The sequence below is a fragment of the Actinomadura nitritigenes genome (assembly GCF_017573545.1).
GTDB classification, from domain to species: Bacteria; Actinomycetota; Actinomycetes; order Streptosporangiales; family Streptosporangiaceae; genus Spirillospora; species Spirillospora nitritigenes.
Window position 1 is genome coordinate 64,381 of the sequence record NZ_JAGEOK010000034.1, and the last position, 16,507, is coordinate 80,887.

17 protein-coding genes are annotated in these 16,507 nt (G+C 74.1%); 12 read left to right on the forward strand and 5 right to left on the reverse strand.

Annotation, left to right across the window (positions count from 1 at the left end; all coding sequences use genetic code 11):
• Positions 1 to 36: 36 nt before the first annotated feature.
• From J4557_RS39045 to J4557_RS39065, 5 genes are all read right to left on the reverse strand, one after another.
• The gene (locus J4557_RS39045) at positions 37 to 855 is read right to left on the reverse strand and encodes an NAD-dependent epimerase/dehydratase family protein (RefSeq protein ID WP_208271849.1); all 819 of its coding nucleotides are present in this window, start codon (positions 853 to 855) and stop codon (positions 37 to 39) included.
• A gap of 30 nt (positions 856 to 885) precedes the next feature.
• Positions 886 to 1,551 carry an isochorismatase family protein gene (locus J4557_RS39050; RefSeq protein ID WP_208271850.1) on the reverse strand — a complete coding sequence of 222 codons (666 nt, stop codon included), beginning with the start codon at positions 1,549 to 1,551 and terminating at the stop codon, positions 886 to 888.
• Between the two features lie 118 nt (positions 1,552 to 1,669).
• Positions 1,670 to 3,133, reverse strand: a complete 1,464-nt coding sequence (locus tag J4557_RS39055) for an FAD-dependent oxidoreductase (RefSeq protein ID WP_208271851.1) — start codon at positions 3,131 to 3,133, stop codon at positions 1,670 to 1,672.
• A 23-nt stretch (positions 3,134 to 3,156) separates the two neighbouring features.
• Positions 3,157 to 4,380, reverse strand: coding sequence for a DUF4437 domain-containing protein (locus J4557_RS39060; RefSeq protein WP_208271852.1), 1,224 nt, complete (start codon positions 4,378 to 4,380; stop codon positions 3,157 to 3,159).
• Between the two features lie 29 nt (positions 4,381 to 4,409).
• The gene (locus J4557_RS39065; RefSeq protein WP_307800463.1) at positions 4,410 to 5,903 is read right to left on the reverse strand and encodes a class I adenylate-forming enzyme family protein; all 1,494 of its coding nucleotides are present in this window, start codon (positions 5,901 to 5,903) and stop codon (positions 4,410 to 4,412) included.
• 132 nt (positions 5,904 to 6,035) lie between these two features.
• Here J4557_RS39065 and J4557_RS39070 point away from each other — a divergent pair, with 132 nt between their 5' ends.
• The 12 genes from J4557_RS39070 to J4557_RS39125 are packed head-to-tail and all read left to right on the forward strand — an operon-like array spanning position 6,036 to position 16,323.
• Complete coding sequence (locus J4557_RS39070; RefSeq protein WP_208271853.1) at positions 6,036 to 6,842, forward strand: FadR/GntR family transcriptional regulator; 807 nt, start codon at positions 6,036 to 6,038, stop codon at positions 6,840 to 6,842.
• Between the two features lie 41 nt (positions 6,843 to 6,883).
• Complete coding sequence (locus J4557_RS39075) at positions 6,884 to 7,402, forward strand: MaoC family dehydratase (RefSeq protein ID WP_208271854.1); 519 nt, start codon at positions 6,884 to 6,886, stop codon at positions 7,400 to 7,402.
• On the forward strand, positions 7,399 to 8,382 hold the full coding sequence (locus tag J4557_RS39080; protein ID WP_208271855.1) for an LLM class flavin-dependent oxidoreductase: 984 nt from the start codon (positions 7,399 to 7,401) through the stop codon (positions 8,380 to 8,382). Before J4557_RS39075 ends, J4557_RS39080 begins: the two co-directional genes overlap by 4 nt.
• Positions 8,379 to 9,584, forward strand: coding sequence for a CaiB/BaiF CoA transferase family protein (locus J4557_RS39085; RefSeq protein ID WP_208271856.1), 1,206 nt, complete (start codon positions 8,379 to 8,381; stop codon positions 9,582 to 9,584). The genes J4557_RS39080 and J4557_RS39085 overlap by 4 nt, the downstream gene beginning before the upstream one ends.
• The gene (locus J4557_RS39090; protein ID WP_208271857.1) at positions 9,581 to 10,912 is read left to right on the forward strand and encodes an MmgE/PrpD family protein; all 1,332 of its coding nucleotides are present in this window, start codon (positions 9,581 to 9,583) and stop codon (positions 10,910 to 10,912) included. The genes J4557_RS39085 and J4557_RS39090 overlap by 4 nt, the downstream gene beginning before the upstream one ends.
• 17 nt (positions 10,913 to 10,929) lie before the next feature.
• Positions 10,930 to 11,982: a Rid family hydrolase gene (locus J4557_RS39095; RefSeq protein ID WP_208271858.1), complete on the forward strand. Its 1,053-nt coding sequence runs from the start codon at positions 10,930 to 10,932 to the stop codon at positions 11,980 to 11,982.
• A complete protein-coding gene (locus tag J4557_RS39100) occupies positions 11,979 to 12,470 on the forward strand; it encodes an FAS1-like dehydratase domain-containing protein (RefSeq protein ID WP_208271859.1) in 492 nt (163 codons plus the stop codon). The genes J4557_RS39095 and J4557_RS39100 overlap by 4 nt, the downstream gene beginning before the upstream one ends.
• Positions 12,467 to 12,862: a MaoC family dehydratase gene (locus J4557_RS39105; protein ID WP_208271860.1), complete on the forward strand. Its 396-nt coding sequence runs from the start codon at positions 12,467 to 12,469 to the stop codon at positions 12,860 to 12,862. Before J4557_RS39100 ends, J4557_RS39105 begins: the two co-directional genes overlap by 4 nt.
• Positions 12,859 to 14,001 (forward strand): acetyl-CoA acetyltransferase, encoded by a 1,143-nt coding sequence (locus J4557_RS39110; RefSeq protein WP_208271861.1) that lies wholly within the window; start codon positions 12,859 to 12,861, stop codon positions 13,999 to 14,001. Before J4557_RS39105 ends, J4557_RS39110 begins: the two co-directional genes overlap by 4 nt.
• A complete protein-coding gene (locus tag J4557_RS39115) occupies positions 13,998 to 14,357 on the forward strand; it encodes a Zn-ribbon domain-containing OB-fold protein (RefSeq protein ID WP_208271862.1) in 360 nt (119 codons plus the stop codon). Before J4557_RS39110 ends, J4557_RS39115 begins: the two co-directional genes overlap by 4 nt.
• The gene (locus J4557_RS39120; protein ID WP_208271863.1) at positions 14,357 to 15,511 is read left to right on the forward strand and encodes an acyl-CoA dehydrogenase family protein; all 1,155 of its coding nucleotides are present in this window, start codon (positions 14,357 to 14,359) and stop codon (positions 15,509 to 15,511) included. Before J4557_RS39115 ends, J4557_RS39120 begins: the two co-directional genes overlap by 1 nt.
• Entirely contained in the window at positions 15,508 to 16,323 is an 816-nt protein-coding gene (locus tag J4557_RS39125) for an HpcH/HpaI aldolase/citrate lyase family protein (protein ID WP_208271864.1), read from the forward strand. The genes J4557_RS39120 and J4557_RS39125 overlap by 4 nt, the downstream gene beginning before the upstream one ends.
• Positions 16,324 to 16,507: the final 184 nt, after the last annotated feature.

Consider the following 16,507-nt stretch of genomic DNA (forward strand, 5'->3'; position numbering starts at 1 on the left):
CCGTCCTCATGAGGGCGACACGCCACGCTCGACGTGTCAGTGGGCGAAGGCGAAGCCGGCCGCGCGCAGCTTGGCGGACGTCACCGGTACCTCCGGTGTCCGGATCTCGGCGCGGAAGGCCAGCTCCGGCAGGCCCTCGGCCTTGCAGATCTCCCCGAACGCCCCCGCGTTCGTCGGCGGGACCTCCGCGTCCGGGAAGGCGTTGTAGACGCCGGTCAGCCCCACGCTCACCACGTGGTCGAGGGCGGCGGCCGCGTCCCGGTAGTCGATCCGGTAGAGCAGCGCGTCGGCCGCGAACGGGACGCTCCCGCCGAGGTGCTCGTGGGCGAACCTCACGCGCGCCGGATAGTCGATGTCGCGGGGGTGGCCGTACACGTCGGGGATGCGCAGCACGGCGCCGCGCGGCGACGCCAGCACGGCCTGCTCCGCCGCTATGAAGGCGCGCGGCGAGGCGTCCTCGTCCGCGGTCGTCGGGGCGGTCTCGTCGATGACCGTCCCGCCGCCGGCGCCGTAGACCGACCCCGAACTGGTGAACACGACGCGGGGATGGACGGCGGCGGCGGTCCGCGCGGTGCCCGCGAGCGTGTCGGCGTACTCGGCGACCCGCTGGGCGGCGTCGAAGGAGCGCGACAGGCGCGGGCTCACGGTCAGCACCACGGCCTCCGCGCCGCGCGCCGCCTCGGCCAGGGCGTCCTGGTCCGAGCCGCGCAGGACGGCGACGTCCGAGCAGACCCCTTCCAGCTCACGGGTGCGCCCGGCGGACGTGGTCGTCCCGGTGACCTTGTGCCCGCGCGCCGTCCACCGGCGTGCCAGCTCCATCCCGACGTTCCCGCAGCCGACGATCAGGTACCGCACGGCGAACCTCCCATGGGAAACAGCGTTCCTTCAACGTGTCGCTCCGGGGCGACGGATCTTCGTGGCCCACCCGTCCAGCACCTGATCGGTGTCGTGGACGTCGGCGTACTTGGCGTCGAGGTCGAACAGCGCGGCCTCGTGCGGGCGCGGGTCGCGGTCGGCGACCGCGTCGGCGACGACGGTCGGACGCAGCCCGTGGCACAGCGCGTCCACGGCGGTGGCCCGGACACAGCCGCTGGTGCTGACGCCGGTGATCACGACGGAGTCGACGCGCAGCGCGGTGAGGGTGCTCGCGAGCGGCGTGCCGAAGAAGGCGCTGGGGTACTGCTTGCGCACCGTCAGGTCGCCCGGCTCCGGGACGAGCTCGTCCGGCGGCAGCGCCCAGGGCGACCCCTCGTCGAACAGCCGCAGGGCGGGCACCTTGCGGTAGAACAGGCCGCCGTCCACTCCGCCGGGCTTGAAGGACACGTAGGTGAACACCACCGGGTGGCCGTGCTCGCGGGCGGAGCACGCCAGCCGGGCGACACGGTCGACGATCGCCGGTGCGGGCGCGGCGTAGAGAGGGCTTTCGGGGGAGAGGTAGGCGCGCACCAGGTCGACGACGAGGAGCGCCGGCCTGTCGCCGGGGCCCAGCCGCCCGCCGAAGCCGGCCTCGCGGTAGTCGTCGGCGAGGTCCGCCGCGGCGTCCTCACCCATCGGACCGGAGCCCCGTGCCGCGTCCGGAACCGGCCGGGGCGGTGTGCCGGATCATGTCGAGGTACCTCCGGGCTCGATCGTCGGCCGCCACCGAGGCGGCCGCTGCACTACGGGAAGCTCATCCATCGGCCGCACCGCGCGGCGGACCCGGCGTGTCCCGGCACGTCGGCGCCAGGCGGCGGCCCAGCAGGCGGCCGAACGCGAGGGCCGGGGTGATGAGCATGCCGCCGCAGAAGCTGTTGCCGCAGGTGGCGGCGGCGCCGATCAGCTCGCCGATCGCGTGGACGCCGTCCATCACGGTGCCGTCGGCGCGCCGCACCCGCAGGTCCCCGTCCACGTCCACCCCCGCGAAGGTGATCAGCGTGATGCCGTGGTTCTCGATCGCGAAGAACGGGGGCTCCGCGATGGGAGCGGGCAGGTGGGTGCGGCCGAACTCGGCGTCGCGGCCCGCGGCGACGGCCGCGTTGTAGCGGTCGACGGTGGCCGACAGGCCGCCCGGGTCGATGCCGGCGAGCGCGGCGAGCCCGGCCAGGTCGCCCGCGGTGTGGACGCCGGTCCGCGTCCCGGCCTTCGCCAGCACGTCCGCAGGGCTCCAGCCGACGACCATCGGGACGGAGCACAGCCGCGCCCTGTCGTCGAAGACGGTCCAGAAGGATCCGTCGGTGGACGCGGCGAGGGCGCGCTCCTTGCGGTCGATGCTGCGCTCGTCCTCGGCGACGAACCGGCGCCCGGCGCGGTCGACGTAGATCTCCCACGGGAGCCGCTCGGCGGCGGTCAGCAGCGGACGGTCGCCGGGGTACGCCCGGCCCGGCGCGGTCGGGTGCGGGAGCCCGCCGAAGGTCGGCAGGTACCGGCCGCGCCCGCCGACGCCCGCGCCCGCCTCGCGCGCGATGACGAGCCCGTCGCCGGTGGACGTGCGGTACGCCGCGCTGACGAGGGTCGCCCCCTCGATCTCCTCGAACAGCGCCTTGTCGGACGCGAACCCCCCGGTGGCGAGCACGACCGCGGGGGCGGCCACCGCGACCTCGTCGGCGCCGTCGCGCAGGACCGTGACGTCCGGCATGCGGCCGGGACGCTCGCCGAGGCCGATCGCCGGGCTGCCGAGCCACAGCTCGACCCGTCCGGCGGCGATCTGCTCGTCCAGGAGGCGCCGGAGGACGGCCAGGATGGACAGCCCGGCGTCCCTGCCGTAGTAGGTGCGGGGGACGCCGTACGGTTCGTGGCCGTAGACGAGCCGGGGCGACTCGGGCGCGAAGTCGAACCCGTGGTCGTCGAGCCAGTCGACGGTCCCGGGCGCGTGGCGCGCGGCGAGCGCGGCCAGGTCCGGGCGGGCGGTGCCGCCGCTGATCCGGTCGATGTCGGCCAGGTGCGCCGCGACGGAGTCCTCTATGCCGCGCTCGCGCTGCCGGCGGGTGCCGCCCGCGGACATGTGCCCGCCGCTGATGTGCAGGGTGCCGCCGATCCGGGAGTCCTTCTCCACCAGCAGGACCCGGGCGCCGCGCGCCGCGGCCTCGACGGCGCAGGGGATGCCGCCGGTGCCGGCTCCGACGACGACGAGGTCGTACCGCCGGTCCGCGGGCACGCTCGCTCCCTCCTCCCGGGCGGTCACATGCCGTCGCCGTTCCAGCGGCCGGCGGTGCGGCTGCGGACGGGGCGGCTGGACAGGATCGGGGCGGGGATCGGGTCGCCCTTCTTCCAGGCGCGGCCGGCGCCCGGGACGTGGGCGAGGGCGTCGGTGCGCTCGTCGGGGTGTTCGAGGGAGCGCGGGTCGGCGCCCCAGTCGGCGTGCACCGGGCCGTGCTCGTGGTCATGGCCGTCGTGGTCGCCGTGGCCGCCCTGGAGGCGGGCGGCGTCCAGCGCCTTGGCGATCGCGATGAGGCTCTTGTCCGTGCCGGTGCCGTGCTGCACGTACTCCTCGTCGATCTCGCCTCGTTCACGCTGGTACTCGACGGAGGCGCGCAGGTCGGCGAGGTCGCGTTCGCTGCGGCCGGGCGACCCGGCGCCCAGGTCGTGGGAGGACGCCGACCACCGCATGCGGGTCCCTCCCGGGCCCCAGTTGATGGCCTCGCCGCCCCAGCGGACCCATTCGCTCTGGGTGTACCAGTTGAACAGCTCGCCGTCGGAGCGCAGCAGCCAGGTCGCGCCCCCTTCCAGGCTGGTGAAGTGGCCGTGCTTCACGCGGGCCGGGCGGAAGAAGTAGGTGCCGAGGTCCAGCGTGCCGAAGTTGTACTCCATGTGGCCCTGGACGGTGTACGCCTCCTCGTAGCACGGGTGGTGCGCGAGGCGGTGGTCGGTCCAGCCCTCCTGGGCGTGGACGAGCCGGCTGTAGAAGCCGGTCACCGGGTCGACGTGCAGGTACTTGATGAACATGCCGGGCATCGGGCCGGGGTTGGGGACGGCGTCCCACGCCATGGCCTCGCTGTCGAGGACGATGACGTCCTCGCGAGTGTCCTTCCAGCGCGGCGCCCTGGTGCTCTCGACCGGGTCGAAGCCGGCGTCGCCGTACTCGCGGTAGTGCAGGATCCGGGTGCCCTCGCCGAACGTGATGGCCTCGGTCGGGACGCCCTTGGGCGCGTAGACGTAGCCGCCCTTGCCGATCTCCTTGCCGTTGTAGGTCATCGATCCTTCGAGCACGTGGTACTCGGTGTCGGCGTGGTGGATGCCGGGGCCGCGGCCCCAGTCGGTGTGGAAGTCGACGCGCAGCGAGCACGAGCCGTCCTCCTCGTCCACCGACAAGCGGCGCTCGCTGGCCCGGCCCTCGCCGCCGGCGAGTTCGGCGGCGTGCCAGATGTAGTCGTCTTCCTGGATGAGTTCGACGTGGGGTCGCACAGGGCACCTCTTCCGGGTTGCGGGAGCGGTCAGCGGTCGCGGAGCTCGCGCTTGAGGACCTTGCCGGCGGCGTTGCGGGGGAGAGCGGGGAGGAACTCGACGCTGCGGGGCACCTTCGGGCCGGACAGCCGCTCGCGGCAGTGCGCCTCCAGCGCCGCCGCGTCGACGGACGCGCCGGGACCGGCGACGACGAACGCGGTGACGCGCTCGCCCCACAGCTCGTCCGGCCGCCCGACGACCGCGCAGTCGGCGACGCCGGGGAAGGTGCGCAGGACGTCCTCGACCTCGCGCGGCGCGATGTTCACCCCACCGGAAATGATCATGTCCTTCTTGCGGTCCACCACGTAGAGGAACCCGTCCTCGTCGCTGACGACGATGTCGCCGCTGGTGAGGAAGCCGTCCTCGGTCGTGCAGCCGCCGGTGGCGCCGTCGTCGCGCAGGTAGCCGTTCATGAGGAAGGGGGAGCGGCTGAACAGCTCGCCGCGCTCGCCCGGTCCGACCGGGACGCCCGCCGGGTCCACGACCCGGACCTCGGTCATGTACCAGGGCTGGCCGACCGAGCCGGTCCGGCCGGCGTCGGACGGCCGGCAGTTGCTGACGATCCCGGCCTCGGTGGACCCGTACAGTTCGTGCACCCCGGCGTGCGGGAAGGCGTCCATGACCCAGTCCTTCAGGACGGCCGGCAGCGCCGCGGCGTTGAAGTACAGGGTGTCGAGGCTGGACGCGTCGTAGCGGCCGAGCGCGCCGGACGCGCGGAGCGTCTGCGCGTGGGTCGGCACGAGGAACACCGACTGGGCGCGGTGCCGTTCGGCGAGCGCGAGCATCCGCTCCGGGTCCCATTCGGGCAGCATGACCACGGTGCCGCCGGTGACGACGGGCGCGTAGTCGAAGACCATCCCGGCGCCGTGGTAGATCGGCGCTACGGCGAGGCTGACGCGGCGGGCGCCGAGACCCCATTCCATGGCGGACAGGTAGCACATGAGCGTCCGGGCGCGGTGGCTGCTGAGGACGCCCTTGGGCTTTCCGGTCGTGCCGGAGGTGTAGTAGAGGCAGCAGGGGGCGTTCTCGCCGACGGGCGCCATCGGGTCGGCGGCCCGCGCCGACTCGAGCGCCTTCTCGTAGGAGCCGGCGCCCGTCCCGCCGATGCGCAGGACGACCTCGACCGGGACCGGCGGCTCGGTGTCGGAGATGTGGGCGCGGGCGCCGGAGTGCTCCAGGACGAAGGACTCCTCGGCGTCGGTGAGCCTGGTCCCGACGGGGACGAGCACCAGCCCCGCCTTGGCCGCGGCGGCGATGACCTCGGGGTACTCCAGCCGGTTGCCGAGCCTGACGGCGACGCGGTCGCCGGGGCGCAGCCCGCCCGCGAGCAGGGCCTGCGCGAGCCGGCTGGCGCGCTCGTCCAGGGCCCGGTAGGTGAGCGTGCGGTCGCCGTCGACGACCGCGGCGGCGTGCGGCGCGGAGGCGGCGAACTCGCGCACGCCGCCCGCCATCGTGAGCGGGGCTCCGCCGGGGAGGAGTGCCACGCACCCACCTCCGTGTTCCGCATTCAGAAACTTGGTTTCGTTCTGGGATACCCGAGAGCTTGCCCGGTGCCCGTGCGGCGCGTCAATGCCCGGCTCCGGGAAAGTCCGACCTTTGCCGGTACGATGCCGTGCGTGACCGCCGAGGAGCCCGCCGGCCGGCCCGCCGCTCCCGTGCCGGCGTACGCCGAGATCGCGGCCGGGCTGCGCGCGCGGATCCTCGCCGGCGAGTTCCGGCCGGGCGACCGGCTGCCCGTCGAGCCCGACCTGTCGGCCGAGCACGGCGTCAGCCGCGGCACCGTCCGGGAGGCGCTGCGGCTGCTGGCCAGCCAGAACCTGGTCACCACCACGCGCGGCGTCGCCGGCGGGAGCTTCGTGTCGCATCCGCGCCCCGACCAGATCACCGAGTACCTGGCGACCAGCCTCAACCTGCTCGCCCTGGACGACCGGGTCACGGTCGACCAGCTGCTGGAGATCCGGGAGATGCTGGAGGTGCCCGCCGCCGGGCTCGCCGCCGCCCGCGGGGGCGAGGGCGGCCGGGCCGAGCTGCGCGGCTCCCTGTTCGACCCGGGCGGGCTCGACCCGGCGGAGATCTTCGCGCCGAACCGGCACTTCCACACCGTGCTGCTGAGGATGGCCGGCAACCCGTTCCTGGAGGTCGTCGCGCAGCCGGTGTTCCGGGTGCTCGACGAGCGGTTCCTGCGCGAGAACGCGCCGCCGCGGTTCTGGCACGGCGTCGACCGCGACCACCGGGAGATCCTGTCCCGCGTCGAGGCGCGGGACGAGGCGGGCGCGCGGGAGGCGTGCCGGGCGCATCTGGAGAACCTGCGCGAGACCTACACCGCGATCGACCGGACCCGCCCTGGTGGGGACGGACCGATGGCGGGAGACCGATCGGCCGCCCGCGACGGAGGGGTTGACGGCAAAAAGTCCGACCTTTAGCTTCGGGGCAGCCCCGCACCGGGGCGACCGGAGGAGGCCGGATGACCGTCCACGAAGCCCGGATCGGCCGGTACTACGAGGACTTCGCCGTCGGCGACGTGTTCCAGCACCCGTTCGGCCGCACCATCGGCGAGAGCGACAACACCTGGTTCACGCTGCTGACGCTGAACACCAACCAGAACCACTACAACGCCGACTTCGCCGCCCGCTCCCCGACGGGCAGGGTCATCGTGAACTCGGGCCTGACGGTCGCGCTCGTCCTCGGCCTGTCGGTGATCGACATCAGCCAGACCGCGCTGCTGAACCTCGGCTGGACCGACATCACACTCACCCACCCGGTGTTCGTCGGCGACACCCTCTACGCCGAGTCGCTGATCACCGGCATGCGGGAGTCGGCGTCCCGGCCCTACGCCGGCATCGTCACCGCCGACACCCGCGGCCTGAACCAGGACGGCGACGAGGTCGTCTCGTGGACGCGCACCGTCATGGTCTACAAGCGGGACGCCCCCCACGACAAGAAGTACTTCCCCGAGGCCAAGTCCGGGCCGATGACGGCATGAGGATCACCTACGGGCCGTGGGGCGAGACCCTCGCCGAGCTGGTCGAGGCCGCGCGGGCCGCCGAGGACGCCGGCGCGGAGGCCGTGTGGCTCCCCGAACTGCACCGCAGCGCGACCGTCCCGGCGGCGGCGGTCGCCGCCGGAACCCGCCGCGCCCAGGTCGGCACGGCGATCGCGCTGGCCTTCGCCCGCAGCCCGATGACCACCGCGCTGGAGGCCCTCGACCTCGCCGAGCTGTCCGGCGGACGCTTCGTCCTCGGCCTCGGCACCGGCGTGAAGCGGCTCAACGAGGACTGGCACGGCGTGCGCTGGGAGCGCCCGGCCGCGCGGCTCCGCGAGACCGTCGCGATCATCCGGCACTTCGCCGCGCACGCCGCGTCCGGCGAGCCGATGACCGTCGAAGGGGAGCTGGCGAGCCTGCGGGTGCGCGGCTACCGGCGGCCCTTCCCCGCCACTCCGTTCCCCGTCTACCTCGCCGGGACGGGCCCGGTCATGACGAGGCTGGCCGGGGATGTCGCCGACGGCTGGATCTCGCACGAGCTGTGCTCGCCTGGGTGGCTGCGCGAGGGCGCCCTGCCGCTGCTGCGCCCCGGCATGGACATCGTCGTGTCGGCGGCCTGCTCCATCGACGACGACCCGGCGGAGGCGCGCCGGCGTGCCGCGGGGGTCGCCGGGTTCTACGCGTCGGTCCGCACCTACGCCGATTTCTTCGCCTTCCACGACCTCGCCGCCGAGCGGAACGCGGTGGCCGAGGCCTTCCGCGCCGGAGCGCGCGCCGACGGCCTCGCCGCCGCCGTGCCCGACCGGATGGTCGACGCGCTCACCCTCAGCGGCACCGCCGGGCAGGTCGCCGACCGCATCGCCGACTACGCCGGGCACGCCACGACGATCAAGCTGACGCCCCCCGTGCACGGGCTCGCCCCCGCGGAGATCCGCACCGCGCAGGCCCGGATCATCGACCTGATCAAGGAGCTGGCATGAGGCCGCTGGAGGACGTGCGGATCGTCTCGCTGGAGCAGTACGGCGCGGGCCCGTTCGGCTCGCTGCACCTGGCCGACCTCGGCGCCGAGATCATCAAGATCGAGGACCCGCGGACCGGCGGCGACGTCGGCCGCTACGTCCCCCCGTACGCCGACGGCGAGGACTCGCTGTTCCACGAGGCGTTCAACCGCAACAAGCGGTCGGTGTCGCTCGACCTGTCCACCGAGGCGGGCCGGACGGTGTTCGAGGAGCTCGTCCGGGTCTCCGACGCGGTCTACTCCAACCTGCGCGGCGACGTGCCCGCCAAGCTGCGCATCACCTACGACGACCTCAAGCACCTCAACCCGCGGATCGTGTGCTGCTCGCTTACCGGCTTCGGCATGACCGGCCCGCGCTCGAAGGAGCCCGGCTACGACTACATCCTGCAGGGCCTCGCCGGCTGGATGGACCTGACCGGCGAGCCGGACGGGCCGCCCGCCAAGTCCGGGCTGTCCCTCGTCGACTACTCCGGCGGCTACGTGGCCGTGCTGTCGCTGCTGGCCGCCCTGCACGCCGCCCGCCGCGACGGCGCCGGGATGGACTGCGACGTCTCGCTGTACGACACGGCGATCTCCATGCTCACCTACCCGGGCGTCTGGCACCTCAACGCCGGGTTCGTCCCGTCCCGCACCCGGCACTCCGCGCACCCGTCACTGGTGCCGTTCCAGAACTTCCGCGCCAAGGACGGCTGGCTCGTCGTCGGCTGCGCGAAGGAGAAGTTCTGGCGGCGGCTCACCACCGTCCTCGGCCGTCCGGACCTGGCGGGCGACCCGCGCTTCGCGACGTTCGCGGACCGGCAGAGCAACGCCTGCGACCTGCTCGACCTGCTCGAACCGCTGTTCCTGACGCGGACGGTCGCCGAATGGCTGGAGCCCCTCTACGCCGCGTCCATCCCGTGCGGGCCGGTCAACGACGTCGCCGCAGCGCTCGCCGAACCGCACACCGCCGCCCGCGGCCTCGTCGTCGAGACCGGCCACCCCCGCTACGGGACGGTGAAGAACCTCGCCTCGCCGGTCCGGGCCGGCGACCGGCCGCCCGCCTACAGGCGCGCCCCGCAGCGCGGTGAGGACCTCGCCCACGTCACCGCCGAAGTCCTCGGCTACACCGCCGAACGCGTCGCCGAACTCGCCGCCGCGGGCGCCTTCGGCCCGGTGCCCGCGTGACGGCCGCCCGCGCACTGGCGGAATGGGCGCTCGGGCTCACCCATGGGGACGTGCCGGAACCCGTGCGGCGCGCCGCGCTCCGGCACGTCCTGGACGGTCTCGGCTGCGCGGTCGCCGCATCCCGCCGGAACGCCGCCGACGCCGCCGTCCTGACCGCGCTGGAGCTGGGCGGCGGACGTCCCGAGGCGACCATCATCGGGCAGCCCGCCGGCCAGGGCCGCGTGACGAGGGCCGAGGCGGCGTTCGCCAACGGCGTCCTGATGCACGCGCTCGACTTCGACGACACCCACGCGGGCGGGCTCGTGCATGCGTCGGCGCCGGTCCTGCCCGTAGCGCTCGCCGAAGCGGAAGGGCTCGGGCTCGGCGGACCCGACCTTCTGCTCGGCGCCATGGTGGGGTTGGAGGTCATCTGCCGGCTCGGTGCCGCGGCCCCGCACGGCTTCCACGCCCGCGGCCTGCACGCCACCGCCGCCTGCGGGGTGCTCGCCGCCGCGCTCACCGCGTCCCGGATGCGCGGGCTGACCATCGGCGAGACCGTCCACGCCCTCGGCATCGCCGGGAGCCAGGCCGGCGGCCTGCTGGAGTTCCTCAACACCGGCGCGTCCACCAAACAGCTGCACGCCGGCTTCGCCGCGCGCGCGGGAGTGCTCGCCGCGACCCTCGCGTCCCACGGCGCGACCGGGCCCGGCACGGTGATCGAGGGCGAGCACGGCCTGTACGGGGCGCTGCTCGGCCGCCGCGTCGAACCGGCGGCGGTCGCGGACGGGCTCGGCGAGCGGTGGGAGCTGACCCGGATCACCGTCAAGCCGTATCCCGCCTGCCAGCTCCTGCACGCCCAGCTCGACGCCGCCCGCGGCCTGCACGGCGCCGGGGTCGAGAGCATCACCGCCGAGGTGCACCCGGACGCCGCGCCGATCGTCTGCGCGCCCGGCAGGGAGCGGCCCCGCACGCCCTACGACGCGAAGTTCAGCCTGCCCTGGAGCGTGGCCGCCATGGTGATCGACGGCTCGGTGACCACCGCGACCTACGACGCGATCGACCGTCCCGAGGTGCTCGACCTCGCCGGCCGCGTCCGCACCGAGGTCGTCGACTTCGGCGGCGCCGCCGCCGACCAGCCGGGACGGCTCCGCGCCGTCACCCGCGACGGCCGCGAGATCCGCGCCGAGGTCCCGCGCAGCGGCGGCGGCCCGGACGATCCCGGCATCGACCGGACCGTCCGGGAGAAGGCCCTCGCGAACCTGGGCGACCCCGGGCACGTGACCGAGATCCTGGCCCTGCCCGACCGCACGTCGACCCGGCCGCTGCTCGCGGTCCTGGAGGCGCGGTGACCAGCAACGGAGGAAGCATGACCTTACGGTTGTCCGCCTGTGCCGGGACGGTCCGGGGCGCCTACGGGCGGGCCCTCGCGGAGCTGGCGAAGGCCGGTGCGGGGCCGGGCGACGTCGTCCATGTCGTGGAGTACGCCACCGGGACCGCGCTCGCGACGTACGCCGAGGTCGACGCGGCCCGGCGGGACGCGCTCGGCGCCCACCGCGCGCCGGTCGCGACGGTGGCCGTCGAAGCGCTGCCCGGCGGCGAGGACCTGGCCGTCGAGCTCACCGCCTTCCCCGGCGGCGGCGAGCTGATCGAGGCCGCGCTCGACGACGGCATGCACCGCGGCACGGTCCGCGTCGCCGGCGGCACCGTCTACCTCCCGAGCCTCCACCCGCGCGGCGGCGACTTCCGCTCCCAGTACCGGCAGTGCCTCGAACAGGCCGCCGACCTGCTGAAAGCCGCGGGGCTCGGGCTCGGTGCGCTCGTCCAGACGACCGACTACACGGCGAGCGCGACCCGGTCGGAGTACCCGCGCTGCGGCCGGGTCCGCAAGGAACTCCTCGGCACCGGGGACGGGGTGTACCCCGGCGCCGCCGGCATCATCGTCGACCGGCCGGTCGTGCCGGGCGCGATGGTGTCGCTGGACGCGATCGCGTCGACCGCGACGCTGAAGACCGTCAACCCCGGCTGGAAGCGGTACGACACGCTCACCTACAAGCCGGGCGTCGCGGCGGGCGGCACCCTGTTCATGTCGGGGTTCGGGGCGCTCGAACCCGCCACCCAGAAGGGCATCTTCGACGGCGACCTGCTCGCCCAGGCCGAGTACGTCTACGCCTCCATCGCGGCGACGCTCCGCGAGGCGGGCCTCGGCGACCGGCCGCCCTACGGCGGCGTCGTCCGGCTCGTCGAGTACCTCACCCCGGACGCCGTCGCCGGCTACGGAGACGTCGCCGAGATCCGCCACAGGTACTTCGGCGACTCCCCGGCGCTGTCCTCGGTGGTGTGCTCGGCCCTGCTGCGCCCCGACTTCATGATCGAGGTCGTCCCGACGGCGGTGCTCGCCCCGGCGGGAGAGAGCGCATGAGCCTGCTGACCGAGGAGATGAAGGCGCTCATCGGGAGCGAGGTCGTCTACACGGCGCCGGAGGAGCTCGGGCGCGCGTCGATCCGGTACTTCGCGCAGGCCGTCGGCGACGGCAACCCGCTCTACACCGATGACGCCTACGCGCGCGAGCACGGGTACGGCGGCGTCATCGCCCCGCCCACGCTCATCATGGAGACGAACCAGTACACCGGCCTGCCGCGCGGCGACGACGGGTACGCCGGGCACCTGTGGCATCTGGACGTCCCCGGCACGCGGCTGGTGCGCGGCGGCAACTCCTACGCGTTCCACCGTCCCGTCCGCCCGGACGACGTCATCACCGCGACCTGGCGGATCAGCGACATCACCGAGCGGGTCAACGGCAGGGGGCAGGCGATGCTCATCGTCACCTCCACCGCCGCCTACACCGACCAGCGCGGCGAACCGCTCGCCACCAACGAGGAGACGCTGATCTACGTGGAGATCGCATGACGGCCGTCGCGGTGGGGGACGCGGTCCCCGAGCTGGTGCGGCGCATCGAGCTCGCCGACATGATCGCCTACGCGGGCGCGACGTGGGACTGGCAGCGCATGCACTACGACCCCGCGTTCCTCGAACAGCGCAGGCTCCCCGCACCCGTCGTGGACGGCCAGGTGTTCGGCGCGCTGCTCGCCGAGCAGGTGCAGGACTGGCTCGGCCCGTCCGCGGGGCTGGCGACCCTCCGGTTCCGGTTCAAGAACCTGGTGTTCGCGAACGAGACCGTCCGCTGCACCGGGACCGTCACGGCGGTGGACGGCGGCCTGGTGACCATCGAGCAGCAGGTCGAGGTGGTGGAGGACGGTCGCATCGCCGTCGCCCCCGCCGGCTGCGAGGTGCGGCTGTGACGGTCGCGATCGCCGGCGCCGCCGAGTCCGACCTCGGCGTCACCGGCGCGTCCGTCCTCGCCCTCCACGCGCAGGCGATCACCCGCGCGCTGGACGACGCCGGGCTCGCGCTCCGCGACGTCGACGGCGTCGCGACCACCGGCGTCTCCCGGTTCTCCGCCACCCAGCTGGCCGACTACCTGGGCGTCCGGCCGTCCTGGACGGACTCGACGTTCGCCGGGGGATCGGCGTTCGAGATGTTCGTCGCCCGCGCCGCGCAGGCCATCGACGCGGGGCAGTGCCGCACCGTCCTCATCGCGTTCGCGTCGAACCAGCGGTCCGCGCGGTCGCGGTCGCTCGGCGGCGCCGCCGACCCGCACACCCCCGAGGCGATCTTCGAGTCGCCGTACGCGCCGCTGTACCCGATCTCGTACTACGCGATGGCCGCGCAGCGCTACCTGCACGCCTACAAGGCCGACCGCGAGCAGATCGCCGAGGTCGCCGTCGCCGCGCGGGAATGGGCGCTGCGCAACCCGAAGGCGTTCCGGTACGGCGCGGGACCGCTCACCGCCGGGGATGTCCTCGACGCGCCGATGATCTCGACGCCGCTGACGTCCGCCGACTGCTGCCTCGTCACCGACGGCGGCGGCGCCGTCGTCCTCACCTCGCTGGAACGCGCCCGCGACCTGCGGCGGCCGCCGGTCGTCGTCCTCGGCTACGGCGAGTCCACCACCAACACCAGCATGACCTCGGCCGACGACCTGCTGCGCCCCGGCTCATTCGACTCCGGACGCCGCGCGTTCGCGATGGCCGGGCTGGGACCGTCCGACGTGGACGTCACCGAGGTCTACGACTCCTTCACCATCACCGTCCTGCTGACCCTCGAAGGGCTCGGGTTCTGCCCGCCCGGCGAGGCCGCCGGATTCGTCGCCGGCGGCCGGACCCGCCCCGGCGGCGCCTTCCCCCTGAACACCAACGGCGGCGGCCTGTCCTACTGCCATCCCGGGCAGTACGGGCTGCTGCTGCTCGTCGAGGCCGTCCGGCAGCTGCGCGGCGAATGCGGCGACCGGCAGGTCCGCGGCGCCGAGGTCGCGCTCGCGCACGGAACCGGCGGCATCCTGTCCAGCCACGCCACCGTCCTGCTGGGAGCCGACCGGTGATCGAGAACCGGTGGTGGGACGCCACCCGGGACCGGCGCCTGGTCGTCCAGCGTTGCCCCTGCGGCCACGCGCAGCACTACCCGCGCGAACTGTGCACCCGCTGCGGCGGCACCGACCTGGAGTTCGCCGACGCCTCCGGTCGCGGCACCGTCGACTCGTTCACCGTCGTGCACCGCGCCCCGTCCCCGGACGCCGAGGTGCCCTACACCGTCGCGCGGGTCCGGCTCGCCGAAGGCCCGATCATCCTCACCCACCTGGACGGCCCCGGCCCCTGGACCTGCGACGAGCCGGTCCGGCTCGGCTGGCGGCCCCTCCCGGACGGCCGCCACCTCCCCGTCTTCACCAAGGACGCCTGATGGACTTCGAACTCACCGAAGAGCAGCGCCTCTTCCGCGACACCCTCCGCGACTTCGTCGACCGCGAGATCCGGCCCGTCGCCCGGGAATGGGAGGCCGCCGACCGGTACCCGGCCGAGATCGTCGAGACGATGAAGGGGCTCGGCCTGTTCGGGCTGACCGTCCCCGAGGAGTACGGCGGCCTCGGCGCCGACATGGTCTCCTTCGCCCTCGTCTTCGAGGAGATCTCCAAGGGCTGGATGGGCATCGCCGGCATCCTCGGCAGCCACTCGCTGTCCTGCTGGATGATCGCCCGGCACGGCACCGCTGAGCAGAAGGCCCGGTTCCTGCCCGACCTCGCCGCCGGCCGCCGCCGCACCGGCATCGCCCTCACCGAACCCGGCGCCGGCACCGACCTGCAGGGCATCGCCACCACCGCGCGCCGCGACGGCGGCCACTACGTGATCGACGGGCGCAAGACCTGGATCACCAACGCCCGGCACGCCGGCCCGCTGCCCGTGCTGGTCAAGACCGACCCGTCCGCCTCGCCCGTGCACCGCGGCATGTCCGTCCTGCTCGTCGAGGACGGCTTCGAGGTGCTGCGCGACCTGCCCAAACTCGGCTACAAGGGCACCGAGTCCTGCGAGATCGTGTTCGACGGCGTCCGCGTCCCCGCCGGGAACCTGCTCGGCGGCGCCGAGGGGCGCGGCATGCAGCAGGTGCTGTCCGGCCTGGAGACCGGCCGCATCAACGTCGCCGCCCGGTCCCTCGGCATCGCGCAGGCCGCCTACGACGAGGCGCTGCGGTACGCGGCGCGGCGCGAGGCGTTCGGCCGCCCGATCCAGGACTTCCAGGCGATCCAGCTCAAGATCGCGGACATGGCGATCAAGGTGCAGGCCGCCCGCCTGCTGGTCTACTGGGCCGCGTCCCGCGCCGACGCGGGCGACCGCGTCGACATGCACGCGGGCATGGCCAAGACCTTCGCCAGCGAGGCCGCCGTCGACTGCGCCCTCGCCTCGATGCAGGTCCACGGCGGCTACGGCTACTCCAAGGAGTTCACCGTCGAGCGCCTCTACCGGGACGCGCCGCTGATGAGCATCGGCGAGGGCACCAACGACATCATGCGCACCGTCATCGCCAAGGCGCTGACCTCCGGTCAGGAGACCGTCGGGTGAGGACGACCGCGCTCTACGTCCCGGGCGACCGCCCGGACCGCCTCGCCAAGGCCCTGACGCTCGGCGCCGACGAACTGATCGTCGACCTGGAGGACGCGGTCCCCCTCGCCGCCAAGGCGGAGACCCGCACCGCCGTCGCGGCCTGGCTCCGCACGCTGCCCGCCGACCGGCCGCACGTCACCGTCCGCATCAATCCCGGCGAACTCGGCCGCGCCGATGCCCGCGCGGTCGCCGGCCCCGGTCTCGACGGCCTGTGCGCCGCCAAGGTCGAAAGCGCGGACGACCTGCACGCCCTCGACACCGCCCTCGCGGGCGCGCCCGGCGTCCCCGTCGTCCCGCTGCTGGAGTCCGCGGCGGCGATCCTGGCGGCACCCGGGATCGCCGTCGCGCCGCGGGTCGCCGGCCTCCAGATCGGCGAGGCCGACCTGGCCGCCGACCTCGGTGTCACCCCCGGCCCGGACGAGTCCGAGCTGCTCTGGGCCAGGTCCCAGGTGGTCGCGGCGTCCGCCGCCGCCGGCCTCCGCCCGCCGATCGCTCCGGTCTCCACCGAGTTCCGCGACCTCGACGCGTTCCGCGCGACCACGCTGCGCCTCAAGCGGCTCGGCTTCCGCGGCCGCGCCTGCATCCACCCGGCCCAGCTCCCGGTCGCCGCAGAGGTCTTCACTCCGACACCGTCCGAGCTGGATCGGGCCCGCGCCCTGCTCGCCCGCCACGAGGCCGCCCTGGCCTCCGGCTCCGCCGTGTTCGTCGGCGAGGACGGCCGCCTGGTCGACGAGGCCGTCGTCCGCGCCGCCCGCACCCTCCTCACCTGACCCGCGGCGTGGGGCGTGGCCGCCAGGGAATCGATATCACCGCGGGCTGCTACTGGTGGCGGCTGTGGTTCGCGGGAAGCCCGGTCCAGGAATGGGAGGACCCTCTCGAGCCGTACGACGGCGTCTACGGGCAATGGTCCTACCTGCAGGGCGATCACTATCCTGACGGGGCCAGCAACCCCTA